Below are 17,461 nucleotides of genomic sequence, written 5' to 3' on the forward strand. Positions count from 1 at the left end.
TTTTTTAGGAAAATGTCTGCGTGAAACCATGAATAATCGTCAGGCAGGGTGCTCATAAATTATGTTTGAGTATATTTGGCTTCTATTACCTTTAGGTCTTTTGATCGGTTGGCTTGCTGCGAAACGAGATAATGTCAAAAAAGAGAAGATGCTTCGGTATCTTAATCTTCGATATTTTATTGAAGAGAGCCAAGAAGTCGATGATAAACTCCTCAGCCTACCGCCTGATTATGATGTAGATAACCTGAATTTTAGCCTAATGCTCGGAGATGTTTTTCGCCGGCGTGGCGAGATTGATAAAGCCATCAATCTTCATGAATATCTGATTAATGAAGCACCGAGCAAAGCCTTAACTGAAAAAGTCTATCTATCTCTTGCGGAGGATTATTTAGCTGCCGGAATGCTAGATCGCGGTGAAAGTACATTGCGATTATTATTAGAATCTAAAGAATATAAAGAAACAGCATTGCTAAAACTGCGGAAAGTCTATAAACAACAACGTGAATGGCTACAAAGTATTGCAATGTTGGAGCAACTAAAAGAACTGACGCCCACATTAAAAGCAGAAATCGCCCATCTCTATTGTGAACTTGCCGAAGAAGAACTCTTAAAACCTGATTTAAATGCAGATCGTTTATCGTTATGGCTCGATAAGGCTTTGAGAATTGATGAAAAGTGTACACGAGCAAGTTTAATCAAAGCATATTCACTTTATTACTATCAAAATTATCATACGTCGCTAGAAGTATTATTGGGGATAGAAACGCAGCGTAAAGAGCTATTACCCGTTATTATTCCCATGGTGTATGAGCTGACGCAGTTACTCAATCAACCACAGTTTTTTGATGAATGGTTAGATAATGCGTTAAGAATCAATAACCATATTTTACTAAAAATGTGGAAAGTACACTATATGGTCTTTAATCATTCATTAGATGCCGGCATTGAATATCTTCAGGGAGCACTTAAAAAAGAGAGTAATCTTTATGGATTGATGCTACTGAATAAACTTCAAAAATATCAACCACATCGGGAAGATATGGGATTAGTTGAGAAAACGTTTCGGGATATGCTTGATCAATATGCACAATTTCAGTGTGAATCTTGTGGTTATACGACTAAAGCGATGCAGTGGAGCTGTCCGAGCTGTTTTGAATGGAATCGTTCTATTCCCGTAAATGATGTTATTTCTTTGAAAGTGAAGCATTAAAATCAATGCTTATTAGCTTTATCCCTAATTAAAAAGCTGAATCTTCAATGATCAATATTGAGATATCCCCGAGAATACATAAGGCATTCCTCTATAGAACTATATACAGTTCCATATAGAGTTCTATATAAAATATGGACACTAATTTTAACGTAATGAATTATAGCGTTTAATTATTTTAGACGTGTATAATATGCGCCTAATAGCTTGTGTTAGGTACTTTTAATGAGTTTTCGCAAGTTGAAACAACCTCTTATTTTTTATATTAATATCTTAAAGCGCATATCATTTTATGAAAGACGAACTCTTATATCATCTCGAAGATAAACCTCCTTTTAGTATCTCTTTACTCCTTGCCGCGCAGCATCTTCTTGCCGCATTGGGTGGCATTATTGCCGTACCTTTAGTGATCGGTAGCGCACTTGGCTTATCGAGCAGTGAAAAAATTGCTTTAGTGAATGCCGCACTTTTAGTATCTGGAGCAGTGACTTTCGTACAATCACGAGGAATTGGTCCGATTGGGCTTCGTTTGCCGGCAGTGATGGGAACAAGTTTTACGTTTGTCGCTTCCGCAATTGCTATAGGGAATAGTGAATACGGCGTTGCCGGCATTTTAGGATCTTCTTTAGTAGCATCATTAGTGATGATTATTGGTAGCTTTTTTATGCCACAAATCCGTAAGCTCTTCCCACCTGTTGTGACAGGAACGGTTGTTGCAATGATAGGTTTGAGTCTTTTACCTGTGGGATTAGATTGGTTTGCAGGCGGACAAGTAGGAAGCACACAATATGCATCAGCTTCTAATTTGTTAGTCGCATTCTTTGTACTTTTTGTCGTGATTGGATTAACACAATGGGGCAAAGGTATTTTCGCTTCAGCTTCTATCGTGATCGGTATGGTTGTTGGATATGTTGCTGTGATTATTGTTGAGAAAGGATTTGGTTATTCTCTTGGTTTAACTGATTTTTCTGGCATTGAAGCAGCACCCGTATTTGCATTACCGACATTATTTGAATATGGTTTTGCATTCCCGATCTCCGGGATTATCGGTATGAGTATTGCGTATCTCGTGACCATCGTAGAATCCAGTGGTAACTTCCTCGCATTGGGCGAAGCAACGCACACAAAAGTGACAGGAAAACGCATGAAAGGTGGAATTCTCTGTGAAGGATTAGGTTCAGCGCTTGCCGCATTAATGTCTACAACACCATTCTCAACCTTTGCACAAAATATTGGAATTATCTCTTTAACAGGCGTTGCAAGCCGTTTTGTAGTAGCAGTGGCGGGAATTTTATTAGTACTTGCCGGTATCTTCCCAATCTTTGGTGCATTAGTGGTATCGATTCCACTTCCAGTATTAGGTGGTGCGGGATTGATGATGTTCGCAATGATTATTACTGCCGGAATTCAAGTGCTTGGCCGTGTTGAAATCAACAAACGTAATGGTTTAGTGATCTCCGTATCATTAGGTTTAGGCTTAATGGTCACAATGCGTCCTGAAGTATTGAATGATCTTCCTGAATTTATCCAAGTAGTTTTTAAATCAGGTATTACAGTCGGTTCTTTATCAGCATTGATTTTAAACCTCATTCTTCCTGGTCGTGAAATTGTAAAGGATGATGAGTAAGTTTTTACTCACATCATTTCTAGATGACTAGATGATCAGTCTGATCTGATTGGTCATTAAACAAATAGGATGATCGGAATCAACAATTTTAAAAAGCGAAAGATGCTAGAAATCTTTCGCTTTTTTGTTGGATTTTTGGGCTTTAGAATAGGCGTCTAGGATAGAGTTAATCTTTAAAGAACACGGTAATATGTAACCCAGTTTTACCATCCCTTCGATTATGAATCTGTAATTGTGCTTGATGTACAGAAGCGATTCTTTCAACAAGATTTAAGCCCAAACCAAATCCTTTTCGAGATTGATCTACACGCTTATAACGTTCTGTAATGTGAAGTAATGCAGATTCATCAATACCGTCGCCATTATCAATGACTTCTAATACCACTTTATCTTTTATCTTCTTAAAAGATACCGTCGTTTCTTGACCTTTTCCGGCATAAAATTTCACATTATCTAAAAGATTTTTTAAAAGAAGATAAATCAGGCTAGGATCTCCTTTTAACATCAAATCTTCTGGAACATCCCACTGTATCGGATGAGGAAAATCTTCTTCATATTCGGCTTTTAAAGGAATCACAATATTTTGAAACAGATTAAAAACACGAGCATTACTAGAATTCAGCTCATAACTTGCCCTAGAAAATTGCAGTAGTTGCTCGATCGTTACGAGTAGATCATCAATTCTTGAAAGAAGTAATTGTTTTTCCGGCACATCATCCATGAGCTCGAGATTCAGCCGAATGCCAGCAAGAGGCGTTCGTAGTTCATGGGCAACATCTGCCGTAAATTGCTTCTCATACTCAAATCGCTGATGAATACGTTTTAGAAGCTCATTTAAACGAATACTGATAATCTCCGCTTCTTGTGAATGCATAGAGGATTTTAGTGTAATGAGTGAAAGATCGGATTTCGTTTTTAATTGATCGGCGATTTCAATAAGAGGCTTTAGAAAACGATCGGTAAAAAGCGCAATCAGCAGAATTGATATCCCCATAATAATAAAAATAGGAACAGTGACAGCGATGAAGATCTCTTTTATTTCAAATTGGATTTGTATCACTTTCTCGTGATCAGTTAATCCCATATCTGTAATGATGGCCATCTGTTCTGTTGTTTCATGCCAAACGGCTAAGGTAATCACAAGCCATGCGAGAAAAAGAATCGCGCTAATGGTCATAATAAGTCGTTTTTTCAGATTCATAATTATCTATTACTCTACTAATTGATAGCCAAAACCGCGGACTGTTTGAATTGTATCTTTGCCAATTTTCTGCCGTAAACGATGAATATAAACTTCTAAGGTATTGGAACCCAACGCATCTTGCCAAGAGTAGAGATCTTGCATTAATAACTCTCTTGGCACGACATTGGGATATTTCAGTAAAAGACGAGAAAGCACCACATATTCCCGAGAAGTGAGATCTAATAATTGATCTTCAAACATGATCGTTTTATTCGAGAGATTGAGTGCAAACTGATTAACCTCAATATCATTATTAATTTGCCCATTATACCTACGAATAATCGCCCGTAGTCGTGCATATAACTCTGTTAGTTCAAAAGGCTTTATCACATAATCATCAGCGCCGGCATCTAAGCCGATAATTCTATCTTGAAGCGCATCTCTTGCCGTAATAATTAAGATCGGAATGCTATTTTTCTCTTTTCGTAAAGTCTGTAAGAGTGTGATTCCATTACCGTCAGGTAATCCCAAATCTAATAAAATGGCACTATAAATTGTTAATTTATCTGATAAAAATTGGCTTGCTTCTTGTAAGGTGGAAGCAATATCTACGGCATAATTTTCTTTCAGTAGCGCTCGTTGCAAACCTCTTTGCAATAATAGATCATCTTCGACAATTAATAGTTTCATTCTTGAATTCCAGCTTGGCAATTTTCAAATATATTGAGCTTTTCATCGTATGATGCCGTATTTACGGATGATAAGCCCAGTAATGTATGGAAAATATTATCATGAGAATAGGTGCCTTGATCTGCAATTTTTTGCATACAATTCAGATTGATATTTTGCGTTTGATAAAAAGAGGGGTTTGCCCAAAAAATAAGAGGGACAGACGTTTGTTCAACAGGTGCAATCATATAAGGTGCACCGTGTAGATACATATTTTTCTCGCCTAAAGATTCTCCATGATCAGAGATATAGAGCATGGAAGTATCATATTCGTCGTCATATTGTTTCAGCAATTCAATGGTACTATTAAGCACAAAATCCGTATACAAAATCGTATTATCATAAGTATTTACAAGGTGCTCGGTATCACATGTTTCAATGCGATTGGTATCGCAACTCGGCGTGAATTTTTTAAAAACATCCGGATAGCGCTGATAATAGGTCGGACCGTGGCTTCCATTCATATGGAGCGCGATGACAATATTGTCAGAGCTGTTTTCTTGAATATACTCATCTAGTCCGACGAGAAGCTCTTCATCTAAATAGAGCCCATTCGTTAAAGGAGTCGCTTTTGAATATGTTTTAACTTCTTGAGTATTGACTCGAGCACAAACGCCTTTACAGCCATTATCATTTTCACGCCATAAAACCTGATATCCTGCTCGTTGTATAATATCTAATGCATTGTCTTGTTTATAGGCAACTTGTTTATCAAACTCTGCACGAGTTAAACGTGAAAATAGACAAGGAACGGAGATAGCGGTTGCGGTACCGCAGGATTGAACATCTTTAAAACTCAAAAGGTTTTCTTGCTGTGCTAATAGGGGATTTGTTTCTTGTTCATATCCATTTAAAGAGAAATTTTGGCTTCTAGCCGTTTCTCCCACAACGATGACCATTAATTGCTTTTTAGCACTGTTTTTAGGAACGAATACGGCATCTTCGCCAACGGTTTGGTAGGGAATATTTTGCGTATAATTTTGTTTGGCATACGAGATAGAACTTGCAATTAAGCTACTTGGCATAATGAGTTTAATGACTTCTCGGTTATTTCTCACGAACGATGCAAAGTCTTTATAAAATCCAAAAGCAATACCGGCAAGCACGATTAAAGAGAGGCTGATGAGTAATATTCGTTGAAAACTACTTTTCATAAAAGAGAGGGGTTTAATTTTAATTCGTGTTAAAAACCAAATGGGAATAATGCCGGTAATTACAATCCATCCAATCATTTGTGTACTTAATAGATCCACAATTTCGGTGCTATTAGTTTCAATGATATTGGTCAGCATATCGCGATCCATAAAAATCTTATAGCGTAATGAGAAGTAGTTAAAAGTACTGCTAATAAGAATGAGGATGATTAATATGGGGTAGGTTAAACGTGACCATAAAATCAGGCTAAAGAAAATTAAAATCACACAAAAGAGTACGATAAATAGCAGAGCAAGGAAATAGTAACCTTGAAAAGAGCTGAATGAGAGAATTTCAAAAGTCCCGCGCCAAAACACCAAATTTTGCGTGAGCACAAAGAAAGCAGTGCTAATGAGTAGTAGTTTGGGAGAGGAGAGCTCATATTTCCGAGTGAAATGCTGTGTAAGATATCTCATGGCTTCAATAACATCCTGTCAATGAATAGTATTAGAGAGTTTAAAAATGAAACCTGAATTAAACCTTAATGAGGATCAATGATTGATATTGATTGAAGAGTAATTCTGACTTAGAAGAGATTTCTCATACCATTTGAGATCATGCTCGTATCAGAATTATTATATTTTTGGTTATCATTTTTAATTAATATGTTAACGAATAATTTAGTTATTAACTTATTAACTTATTAACTTATTAACTTATTAACTTATTAGATTATTAATGTATTTATTTTATAAGTACATTTAATATGTATTAAATTTAAATAATAATAGGAAGTTAATGATCCGATACTTTTTTTGAAAGAGAGATAGATAGAGATATAGTGGAAATAGGAAGAATGAATATGAATCCATAGAACCGCATAATCTGGGTGTGACAACGTCAAAAAAACCTAAATGTTCTCTATCGACTTTCTTCCTTTGAATAGTGATTGAATATTCATTCAATCAGAAGCGTACGAAGATACCATTTAGGTTTTTCATGAGATCAGATATGAAGATCTGATCTAATTTTGATGAGTTAATGAAGAATTAACGATTGCTCTTATCGATCACGATATTATCAGGATCGATATTGTCGCCGTAGAATGATTTTACAGATCTGTCATAGGCTTGATGGAAGAACTCTTGATCTTGTAACTCAATGATCTGCTCATTTACCCAATTTAAAAGCTCTGTATTCCCTTTTTTAACTGCCGGCGCAATGACATCATCAGGACCGATTTTTTGAATAGAAACTACAAAATCAGGGTTGTTTTTAGCCCAAGCATAAAGAAGCGCATTATCATGTGCTAAACCTACAGCACGCCCATCTTGTAATGCTGCAAACGCTTCAGAGTTATGGTCATATTTTTGAAGTTTTACTTCAGGATAGTTTTGCGCGAAGTACGTTTCTGCCGTTGTGCCTTTATTCACGATAATGGTTTTACCATTTAAATCTTCTACATTTTCAATGGCAGCGCCAGTAGGAGAAACAAGACCGATTGCCACTTTCATGTAAGGCTCTGCAAAATCTACTTGCTCACTGCGTGCCGGCGTTACGGTAAAGTTTGCGAGCGTGATATCTACTTTATTCGCATCCAATACATTGATACGGTTTTGCGCTTCTGTGAGTACGAACGTCACATTTTCTTCATTACCAAAGAGGGATTTTCCAAGCTCTTTAGCAAGCTCAATATCGTAACCTTGGCTATTGCCGGCACGATCAATATAGCCAAATGGCGGTTTGTCGCTGAATACTGCAACACGAAGTTCACCACGATCTTTTACCGCTTGCAAGCTGTTATCAGCTTCTTGAGCAAATGCATTGCCGGCAAATAAAAGCGATGCGCCGAGAAGAAGGGAAGTAATTTTTTGTGGGAAAGTTTTCATCATATCGTCCTTTGTGTGTTTTCTTGGTTTATTAATTTGGCTTATTAATTTAGTTTATGAATGTTATTTCCTAATCTATAAGTTTCTATCAATTTCTATTAATTCCTATTTCTTATAGATGATTGAAGATTCTTATAGATGAGTTTGTCATGAACTCTATTGAGTTCTCTGGGTTTACGGCAATCAATGATTGATCGGCATTGATTGCAAAAAGTGAATCGACATTTTCGAAGTTCTAAGGAAAATCTTTGATAATCAGATCAATTTAGAAATCGAAAACAGTTAAAAATTGTTGCGCACGTTCTGTTTTAGGCGCTGTAAAAAATGTTTCAGGATCAGCAGTTTCAACTACATGACCTTGATCCATAAAGATGATTCTATCGGCAACTTTACGAGCAAAACTGAGCTCATGCGTAACAATAAACATCGTCATGCCATTTTGAGCGAGCTCTTGCATCACTTGCAGCACTTCTTGTACCATTTCTGGATCTAAAGATGCCGTCACTTCATCAAAGAGCATGATTTCAGGATTCATCGCTAACGCTCGAACGATGGCAATGCGCTGTTTTTGCCCGCCGGAAAGTTCTCTTGGATAGCTATTTTTACGATCTAATAATCCGACGCGCGAAAGGAGTTCATCCACTTGTTTGATCACCTCTTGTTTATCTCGCTTTTGCACCTTTAAAGGACCGAGCAAGATATTGTCGAGCACCGTCATATTGGGAAAGAGATCATAGCTTTGAAATACCATCCCGATTTGGCTACGGATTTTCGTCCAATTGACTTTCGGCGCATTGAGCTCTTCCTCTTTAAAGAGAATGGAGCCTGAATCAATGCTCTCTAACCCATTTAAACAGCGTAAAAGTGTGGATTTCCCGCAACCAGAAGGACCTAAAACAACGATCACTTCGCCTTTTTGAATGGCAATATCCACGCCTTTCAGAATCTCTCGATCGCCGAAGGATTTAGTTAATGCATGAGTTTTAAGAAGTGGTTTTGTCATAATATTTATCTTGCGTTGTATTGTTGCATCAAGGATTGTCAGGGTTTTTAGGATCATTAGCGTTATTGAGAGAATTGCTAATGGCTTCTAACGGCTTTTATTGAGCTTGCTCGCCAATTTGGAAATGGGATAACAGATAAAGAAAAAGAGCAGTAATATCACGCCGTAAATCCAAAATGGCGCCATAGGGTTATTCATCATTGCCGCATATTCGATAATCTCTTTCCCGACTTTAATCACATCTTGCACGCCGATTAACACGAGTAAAGACGTTGTCATAATGATCCTTGCCGAAAGATTCAGTGCCGGCGCAAGGGCGATTTTAAAAGCTTGTGGCAAAAGCACATATCGAAACAGTTGAAATTGATTTAAGCCGATTGCAAGCCCAGATTCTCGCTGGTGTTTTGGCAGAGATAAAATCGCACTTCGGACAATATCACTCATTTCAGCGGCGCCCCAGAAGCTAAAGGCTAAAATTCCCACAACACGACCACTAATATCAATATGGATGATGGATGGCAAAATGTAGTAGAGAAGATAGAGCAGAACGAGCGTTGGCAATATTCGCACGATCTCTAAATAGATGCGAAAAGGCACTCGAATAATCGCTCTGTTGGATGTTCTTAAAATTCCAAAAATCGTGCCGAAAATGAGCGTGAGGATAATGGAAATAATCGCAACTTCAAGGGTAAAATAGAGCCCTTTCATCAGTCTTTCGATGGTAATCCAATCTAAAATATCAAGCCCCAAATTCTGCATGACGCGCTCTCTTTTCAACAAAGGTTAACAAAATCGTAAACGGAATAATGACGATGGCATAGGCGATCACAAGGAACAGTAAGTTTTCATTGGTATGACCATCATTGCTAATAAGGTTGATCACAACGGTAGTAATATCTGTGCCGGCAATTGCCGTAAAAACAGAGGTTTCTTTAAAGAGAAAGATGCAGTTCGCACCGAGCGCCGGAATACTATATGTGAACGCTTGCGGAATGATGATATAGCGCACCATTTGAAGCGGATTTAAGCCAATGGCTTTTCCTGAATCAAATTGCGATTGCTGAATATGTAAAATCCCACTTTTAAATGCTTCTGCCATATATGCACTTCCTAAGAGCGATAAACCGAGTAATGCCGTAGTTTCAAAACTTAAGGTAATTCCAAAGGCTCTTGGTAATCCAAAGTAGAGAAAAAAGAGATGGAGCAAGAGCGGTGTATTTCTAAAAAAAGCAATAAAACCGTTAAAAAACTGGCTTAAAATCGGAATTCGATAGAAAATCACAATACTCATCGTAATCCCAAGAATAAGCGCATTGAAAATCCCCCAAAAAGAGATCTTCAAAGTGAGCCAAAAGGCAGTTTGTAGAAGCGGATAGACTTCTAGGAAGTAATTCATCACGGCAATGCCTTCTGTTGCAATATTAATCTTAAAAACTTAATTTATATGTTTGGTTTATAATTGCTTTGTAAGATAGCAAGTAAGATAATTGCTCGTCAATCAATATTTACAATCTTGATATAATTTCTATTTTTTATGTAAAGGATATTTCATGGCAACACGCTTACTTATTTCAGAAAGTACCAATCCACTCTTTAACTTAGCGGTGGAAGATGCGATTTTTCGAAGTATGGATCCTGCGCAAAAAGTGCTCTTTCTTTGGCGAAATAATAATACGGTTGTGATTGGTCGAGGACAAAATCCGTGGAAAGAGTGTAATACCAAAAAAATGGATGAAGATAACATTACGCTCGCTCGCAGAAGTAGCGGTGGCGGTGCGGTATTTCATGATTTAGGCAACACGAATTTCACGTTTATGGCGGGAAAGCCGGAATATGATAAAACCCTTTCCACGCAGATTATCCTAGAAGCATTATTGTCGCTCGGCATTGAAGCGGAAGCTTCCGGCAGAAATGATCTCATTATTAAAAATGGTGAAGAGATTCGTAAAATCTCCGGTTCTGCTTACCGCGAAACTAAAGATCGAGGTTTCCATCACGGGACATTGCTTCTTGATGTAGATTTCACAAAGCTCGGTAATTACCTCAATCCTGATCCAAAAAAACTGCAAGCCAAAGGCATCACTTCTGTGCGTTCAAGAGTGATGAATCTTGCGGAGATAAAGCCGGAAATTTCTCACGAAATGATTTGTGAAGCGATTCAAGCAATCTTCTTCCAAAAATTCGGAGAAAGTCCTGAAGTAGAGTTCATCTCAGAGAATAATCCACCCGATATTGCCGGCTTTAGTGAGCAATATGAGAAGCAAAAAAGCTGGGAATGGAATTACGGGCAAGCGTTACAATTTAGCCACGAATTATCCGAGCGCTTCCCGTGGGGCGGTGTTGAAATTCATTTAGATGTGATTCGTGGTGGGCTCATTGATAAGGCAAAAATCTTCACAGATAGCTTAATCATCGAACCTTTCGAAGCGCTCAATGAAGCGTTAATCGGCTGTTTATATCGAAGTGAAGAGATCGCTCAAAAGCTTGTCGAAATCGGTAAACAATACCCGGAATTTGACGCTTCCCATTGGAATGCATTTTCAGAATGGTTTTTGGCGGAGATTCAGTAAAAATAATATCTGTGGGAGAGTTGTTGTTAAAAACGTGCAAATATTCTCTCCCGCTATAATTCAACCTTATAATTTAGGTTTTATTAGACGCTCAATCCTATATTTATTGAGAGGGCTACTTGCTGAAATTTTCTTTAATACCAGATCGATTAAAGTGTCAGAACTAGGATCATTTGTCCCTGAACTATTTTTGATAATAGTACTCCAATATCTGAGCTTATTTATATAAACTGACATTAACGGGTCATTAAGGTCTTTTAACCAATTTTCAATCTCCGCTTGTGTTAAATTTTTGATATAGGTTTCCTGTTCGTTATTTAGCCCACTGTCGTGAAGGCTTTTTACAAATTCTGAGAGGGGGATTTTAGATTTTTGAGATTTAATATTATCTAGTTGTTGCATTGCGTAATTGTTAATTGAAGAATTAATCTCTGAGAGATTTATGCTGATGTACATACGATCTTTCCAAGACATTTGTTCGAGCATTTCCTTATTTATTTCTATGTATCTATCGATGTAGTGTAAAGGAACAGAAAATGTAGGATCTTCTAGTTTTTTGAAATCATAATACGCACTTGTAGTATGTATGAAATGACCATAATCCCAGTATGTATAGTTTGCAAGATACTCTAACTCCTCTTTAAAAATACTAACAATATCATCAATGTTATGTTCGAAGCTCTTGTGGTAAAGAGTCCAAGCGCAGTTTAACCTCTTCTGTCTTTCATTTTGCTTTGTAATAACATCTATTCTTTTGATCTCTGATGATAAAAATTTTGTAATATTTTCTTCAGACCAAACACCATGCTCTAGGTTATGAATAATTTCTTCTGTAAAAACCGACGATCTATCAATTTGTAATTGTTGGGCTGTCAGCATTAATTTTTGATATAAACTTTGATCGTACTCGCCTTTAAATTTTTTCTCTTCATATTCTTTGGCATTTGCTTCTTGAATCTCTTCATGCCCTTTAATAGCAGTATTTAGAATTTTATATTCTGTCACTGAGCTTGGATTTTTGATGATCTCAAAAGGAACTTTGTTATTCGTTTCATAAAAACACTTAGATAAGAATATTGCTCTTTTGATAAAATCCTCGATTATTAGTACAGGGAGCTCATCTTGAGAAACCTTAAGAAAACCATCAATTATTTGGTTGATTTTTTTTAAAACTCGAATATTTTTTATTACAATATTTACATATTCTCGTTCATTGATCACTGTATTAATAACAGGATATTTTATGAGTTTGTCACCAAAAACAATTTCTAATTGTTCATTTGATGTTGGAGAGTAAGTCAGCTCAATATCTACAACTTTTTCACGATATTTATTAAAGGCTTCTTTTTGTTTTTCTTCTAATTCGTCTTCATTAAAGATTAAAATAATTTTACAGTTTTTTGTTGTGCTAATTCATCGGCATAACCCATTAAGGTTTCAATAGGGAATTTTGAATCTATACGCTCAATATCATCGAAGCAAATAACTTGATTTCTTATTAAGGCATCTTGTAAAAAATTTGATAAATCACCAACTTGGCGTTTGACCCATCCAATTTTACTAACGGCAGTAAGAACGCCACCAATATTTGTTTTAGTGGTTTCTTCAATAAGTTGACTATATTCCCCAGTAAAGCTGATCAAATTTCTTGTGATTTTTTCTTTTAATTCTAATGAGTTTTGTACACCAAATAATGATACATAACTGTAAGCAGGCATTGTCTTAGCGATAATATCTTTATTTTCTTTAATAAAATTTTCCCAAAAATAAGTTTTTCCGACTCCCCATTTTCCTTTAAGGACAAGAATTTTATTGTTATTTTCTGAATTTGTTAAAAAGTCTGTTAAAACCTTAGTAATATGCTTACTCATAAAGTTGTCCTAATTTACTCGCATTTCTAGTTGTCTTGGAATTGTAATTAAATATCAACGCAAAGTATAAAGTATTTATTGTTTGTTGTGACGAGTAGATACTTCCGTACAAGAAAAAGCAGAAAGAAGTTCAATTCTTTCTGCTTTTTTGTGAAAATTTCTAAGATGATTTTAGACTATTACTGTTTTACAGCTTCTGCTTGAATCTGAATCGTCACATCTTTTGTCATGCCGGCATCTACGAAGAAATCGATTCCCCATTGTGTGCGATCGATTGTTGTGATGAAATCTCCGCCACAAACCTCAGCGTTATTGAACATTGGGCTTTCATAGCAGTTGAATTTTGTTGCTGTAAGCGTGACAGGATTCGTTTTTCCCATCATGGTTAATTCGCCGATGATTTCTGTGGGTTGATTGTTTTCGAAAACCCACTCCGTTGATTTGAAGTTGATTTCAGGGAAAACTTCTACATTCAGAAGATCAGCACTGCTCATATGACCATCAAATCCCGCATCACCGGTATTAATCGTGTTTGTTTTAAAGGTAATATCTAAAGCGCCTGTTTGTGCTTCTTTATCAAATTGAAGATCGCCATCAATGCCGTAAAAACCGCCGTGATTCGTCGTTGTTTGGAAATGATCGATATTAAAACGCGCATTTGTATGGCTTGGGTCTAATTTATAATCTGCTGCAATTGCGCTTGAGAAAAGACCGAAGATTGCTGTTGCGAGTAAAATCTTTTTCATGTGATTCCTTTATATATTTGTAATGATTTGTTGAATGAATATTTAGAATTTTGTACCAAACTTTATTGGAATCTATCATAACAAAGTAATGGAAAAGTATGTAACGAGTAATATTGAAGCTTATATTCGAAAATATTCATCATAGAATTTTAAAAGTCCGATATTGTGTCAATAGATGTCTATGAATAGTATATTTTAAATAGGTATTTCAATATCTTTAGAGAAAGGAGTTGTGATGAAAAAATTAATGGGAATATATCCAGCACCAAGCGCGCATTGGGTGGGAGATGGATTTAATGTGAGATCGCTGTTTACCTATAATAATCATGGAAAAAATCTCAATCCTTTCTTACTGCTTGATAGAGCAGGACCGAATGAATTTACACCAACGTCACATCTTCGTGGTGTTGGTGAGCATCCGCATAGAGGTTTTGAAACAGTGACGATTGTCTATGATGGCGAAGTGGCACACCATGATTCCACAGGACAAGGTGGTGTCATTGGTGCCGGCGATGTGCAGTGGATGACGGCAGGTTCCGGCATTTTGCATGAGGAATATCATTCTAAAGAGTTTGCCAAAAATGGCGGAACTTTAGATATGGTGCAACTCTGGGTGAATTTGCCGGCAAAAGATAAAATGACAAAACCCGATTATCAGCATATTACAAGCGATACGATTCCTGTTATTGAACTTGCCGATAATGCCGGATCGATGCGCGTTATTGCCGGCGAATATGAAGGACAGAAAGGTCCTGCGAAAACCTTTACGCCGTTAGATGTTTGGGATTACCAATTAAATGCTGGAAGCGAGGTCACGATTCCCATTAAAGAGCATAGAAGTGCCGGCATTATCGTACTTCACGGCGAAGTAATCCTTGAAAACGGTTCAAAACTGCAAGAAGCAGAACTCGCAATATTCGATAAAGCAGGCGATTCCATTACAATTATGGCAGAAAAACCGAGTACGATTTTACTCTTAAGCGGCGATGCGATAGACGAGCCAATTTTCGGGCATGGACCTTTCGTGATGAATACCAGAGATGAGATCAAACAAGCGTCATTAGACTTTATGCAAGGGAAATTTGGAAAGATGCCGTAAATGGATTCTTCCTTATCCGATTTTTCATTATTAGATTCTTTGATATCAGATTTTGAGTTATCAAAATCATAAACGCCTAATTTCAGCGACGAGATTAGGCGTTTATCTTTTTGCATAAAATATATTTTACGATGATAAATGTGTTTTTTTGAGCGAATATTGAATCATTTTTGAAAGTTTTTAAAGAATATTCTTGAATTATTGAAAACGGACACCATTTAGTAACAGTAATTAAAGCCTGTTTTATATTTGTAAGGATTTTTGTCTGACACAGATTTTTTAAGAAAATCATCATAAAACAACTCTTTGAACGTGTATAACCAATTATAAGTGATAAGGAGCTAAAGCTATCATGACTAAACATACACAAGCTGAAACAATGCAGTTTCAGACGGAAGTGAATCAATTACTCAACTTAATGATTCATTCACTCTATTCAAATCGTGAAATTTTCCTACGTGAATTAATTTCAAACGCATCAGATGCCCTTGATAAACGTCGTTTTGAAGGTTTAACAGATGCGAAAATTATCGAAGGTCAGGGCAATCCGGCCATTGATATTGCCTTTGATAAAGATGCGAAAACCTTAACGATTTCTGATAATGGCATCGGAATGACACGTGCGGAAGTGATTGATAATATCGGCACGATTGCAAAATCAGGCACAAAAGCGTTTATCGAAAAGCTCGAAGCAGATCAGAAAAATGCATCCCAACTTATTGGTCAATTTGGGGTTGGATTCTATTCGGCATTTATCGTGGCGCATGAGATTGAATTAACCACTCGTAAAGCGGGCTCTAATAGCGATGAAGCAACGTTTTGGTCATCAAAAGGCGAAGGCGAATTCACATTAGCAGAAACCATAAAAGAGAGCGCCGGTACAACCATTACGCTTCATATGCGTGATGAAGATCTGGATCTTTTAAGCGAATGGAAGATCAAAGAGATTGTGAAAAAGTATTCCGATCACATCGCTTATCCGATTATGATGAGCGTTGAAAAGCCGATTATGCCAAAAGAAGGCGAAGAAGATGCCGAGCTTAAAACAGAATGCGTGATTGAGCAGATCAACTCCGCAGAATCGCTCTGGCAACGTGAACGCTCGGATATCAAAGATGAAGAATATATCGAGTTCTATAAAGAATTAACTCACGATTATGAAGCGCCCCTTGCGTGGAGCCATAACCGAGTAGAAGGAAACACCTCTTATACATCGCTTCTCTATGTGCCATCGGTTGCACCGCAAGGTTTGTGGGATCAAGAAGTAAAATACGGCATTGAGCTCTATGTTCAGCGTGTATTTATCATGGATGGTTCGGATAAACTCATTCCAAGATATTTGCGTTTCGTTCAAGGAATTGTCGATACGCAAGATTTACCGCTCAATATTTCTCGTGAAATTTTACAAAATTCGAAAACGATTGATACGATTCGCCAAGGATTAACACGCCGTACATTATCGATGCTTGAATCATTAAGCAATGATGATGTGAAATATCAAACATTCTGGAATCAGTTCGGGCGCGTATTGAAAGAAGGCTTGGGCGAAGATCATAGTAATCGTGAAAAAATTGCCGGCTTATTGCGTTTCGCATCAACATTAACCGATGAAGAAACGGTTTCTCTCAAAGCGTATAAAGAGCGCATGATTGAAGGGCAAGATAAGATCTACTACATCACGGCTGATTCGCTTAATACTGCGAAAAATAGCCCGCATTTAGAAATCTTTAAATCAAAAGGCATCGAAGTGCTTCTCATGACAGATGTTGTGGATGATTGGATGACAGGATTCCTTCATGAGTTTGACGGTACAGAAATGGTCAACGTTGCGAAAGGCGAAGTAGATTTAGGCGATAAGTCTGATGAAAAAGACGCTGAAAAAGCAGTGACGGAAGAGGAAGTAAAACTCGTTGAACGCATGAAAGAAGCATTGGGAGATCGTGTTGAAAATGTGAAAATCTCGAAACGTTTAACAGATTCCGCATCTGTATTAGTTCGTAATGAACATGCACTTAGCGGACATTTTGAAAAGATGCTTCGTGAAGCGGGTCATGATATTCCGAACATGAAACCATGGCTTGAAATCAATCCGAAACATCCACTTTTAGTGATGTTGGAAGAAACAAAAGATTCAACTGTTGAAAAAGATATCGCGCTTTTAGTTTATGAAGAAGCGTTATTACTTGAAGGCGCACAATTAGATAATCCATCGGAATTTGTCGCAAGATTGAATCGTTTAATGAATCGTAAGTAAGATCACTATTTTTCCTTAACGATTTTAAGCATTGAGAATGCAGTATTCGATAGGTTGTATTCAATCTTAAAATTAAAGTGAATAGATCAAAGCTAAGCTCTCTATCTCAATATAGAGAGCTTTTTTTATGGATGTCATGGTCTGTT

The 17,461-nt window shown here is 37.0% G+C and carries 15 protein-coding genes; 5 read left to right on the top strand and 10 right to left on the bottom strand.

Features of this window, described 5'->3' with window-relative positions; translation table 11 throughout:
• The first annotated feature begins 61 nt into the window (after positions 1–61).
• Positions 62–1,210, top strand: coding sequence for a hypothetical protein (locus ACYSN2_RS09430; RefSeq protein WP_461750006.1), 1,149 nt, complete (start codon positions 62–64; stop codon positions 1,208–1,210).
• A 292-nt stretch (positions 1,211–1,502) separates the two neighbouring features.
• Positions 1,503–2,837, top strand: coding sequence for a nucleobase:cation symporter-2 family protein (locus ACYSN2_RS09435; protein ID WP_461750007.1), 1,335 nt, complete (start codon positions 1,503–1,505; stop codon positions 2,835–2,837).
• Between the two features lie 166 nt (positions 2,838–3,003).
• On the opposite strand, the gene ACYSN2_RS09440 is transcribed toward ACYSN2_RS09435, so the two are convergent.
• The 7 genes from ACYSN2_RS09440 to ACYSN2_RS09470 all read right to left on the bottom strand — a co-directional run bounded on the left by ACYSN2_RS09440 (position 3,004) and on the right by ACYSN2_RS09470 (position 10,171).
• A complete protein-coding gene (locus ACYSN2_RS09440; RefSeq protein WP_461750008.1) occupies positions 3,004–4,038 on the bottom strand; it encodes an ATP-binding protein in 1,035 nt (344 codons plus the stop codon).
• 9 nt (positions 4,039–4,047) lie between these two features.
• The gene (locus ACYSN2_RS09445) at positions 4,048–4,710 is read right to left on the bottom strand and encodes a response regulator (protein ID WP_461750009.1); all 663 of its coding nucleotides are present in this window, start codon (positions 4,708–4,710) and stop codon (positions 4,048–4,050) included.
• The gene (locus tag ACYSN2_RS09450; RefSeq protein WP_461750010.1) at positions 4,707–6,359 is read right to left on the bottom strand and encodes a phosphoethanolamine transferase; all 1,653 of its coding nucleotides are present in this window, start codon (positions 6,357–6,359) and stop codon (positions 4,707–4,709) included. The genes ACYSN2_RS09445 and ACYSN2_RS09450 overlap by 4 nt, the downstream gene beginning before the upstream one ends.
• Positions 6,360–6,932: 573 nt before the next feature.
• On the bottom strand, positions 6,933–7,772 hold the full coding sequence (locus ACYSN2_RS09455; RefSeq protein WP_461750063.1) for a transporter substrate-binding domain-containing protein: 840 nt from the start codon (positions 7,770–7,772) through the stop codon (positions 6,933–6,935).
• 265 nt (positions 7,773–8,037) lie between these two features.
• Complete coding sequence (locus tag ACYSN2_RS09460) at positions 8,038–8,775, bottom strand: amino acid ABC transporter ATP-binding protein (protein ID WP_461750011.1); 738 nt, start codon at positions 8,773–8,775, stop codon at positions 8,038–8,040.
• 87 nt (positions 8,776–8,862) lie between these two features.
• Positions 8,863–9,534, bottom strand: a complete 672-nt coding sequence (locus ACYSN2_RS09465) for an amino acid ABC transporter permease (protein WP_461750012.1) — start codon at positions 9,532–9,534, stop codon at positions 8,863–8,865.
• A complete protein-coding gene (locus ACYSN2_RS09470; RefSeq protein WP_461750013.1) occupies positions 9,515–10,171 on the bottom strand; it encodes an ABC transporter permease subunit in 657 nt (218 codons plus the stop codon). The genes ACYSN2_RS09465 and ACYSN2_RS09470 overlap by 20 nt, the downstream gene beginning before the upstream one ends.
• A gap of 154 nt (positions 10,172–10,325) precedes the next feature.
• Here ACYSN2_RS09470 and ACYSN2_RS09475 point away from each other — a divergent pair, with 154 nt between their 5' ends.
• Positions 10,326–11,345 carry a lipoate--protein ligase gene (locus ACYSN2_RS09475; RefSeq protein ID WP_461750014.1) on the top strand — a complete coding sequence of 340 codons (1,020 nt, stop codon included), beginning with the start codon at positions 10,326–10,328 and terminating at the stop codon, positions 11,343–11,345.
• A gap of 66 nt (positions 11,346–11,411) precedes the next feature.
• Here ACYSN2_RS09475 and ACYSN2_RS09480 read toward each other — a convergent pair whose 3' ends face one another.
• The 3 genes from ACYSN2_RS09480 to ACYSN2_RS09490 all read right to left on the bottom strand — a co-directional run bounded on the left by ACYSN2_RS09480 (position 11,412) and on the right by ACYSN2_RS09490 (position 13,962).
• On the bottom strand, positions 11,412–12,566 hold the full coding sequence (locus ACYSN2_RS09480) for a hypothetical protein (RefSeq protein WP_461750015.1): 1,155 nt from the start codon (positions 12,564–12,566) through the stop codon (positions 11,412–11,414).
• Positions 12,567–12,724: 158 nt separating this feature from the next.
• Complete coding sequence (locus ACYSN2_RS09485) at positions 12,725–13,216, bottom strand: P-loop NTPase fold protein (RefSeq protein ID WP_461750016.1); 492 nt, start codon at positions 13,214–13,216, stop codon at positions 12,725–12,727.
• A gap of 179 nt (positions 13,217–13,395) precedes the next feature.
• Complete coding sequence (locus ACYSN2_RS09490) at positions 13,396–13,962, bottom strand: YceI family protein (protein WP_461750017.1); 567 nt, start codon at positions 13,960–13,962, stop codon at positions 13,396–13,398.
• Between the two features lie 235 nt (positions 13,963–14,197).
• Here ACYSN2_RS09490 and ACYSN2_RS09495 point away from each other — a divergent pair, with 235 nt between their 5' ends.
• Positions 14,198–15,061 (top strand): pirin family protein, encoded by an 864-nt coding sequence (locus ACYSN2_RS09495; protein ID WP_461750018.1) that lies wholly within the window; start codon positions 14,198–14,200, stop codon positions 15,059–15,061.
• A gap of 352 nt (positions 15,062–15,413) precedes the next feature.
• Positions 15,414–17,315: a molecular chaperone HtpG gene (htpG, locus tag ACYSN2_RS09500; RefSeq protein ID WP_461750019.1), complete on the top strand. Its 1,902-nt coding sequence runs from the start codon at positions 15,414–15,416 to the stop codon at positions 17,313–17,315.
• Positions 17,316–17,461: the final 146 nt, after the last annotated feature.

The organism is Ignatzschineria sp. LJL83 (genome assembly GCF_054871845.1).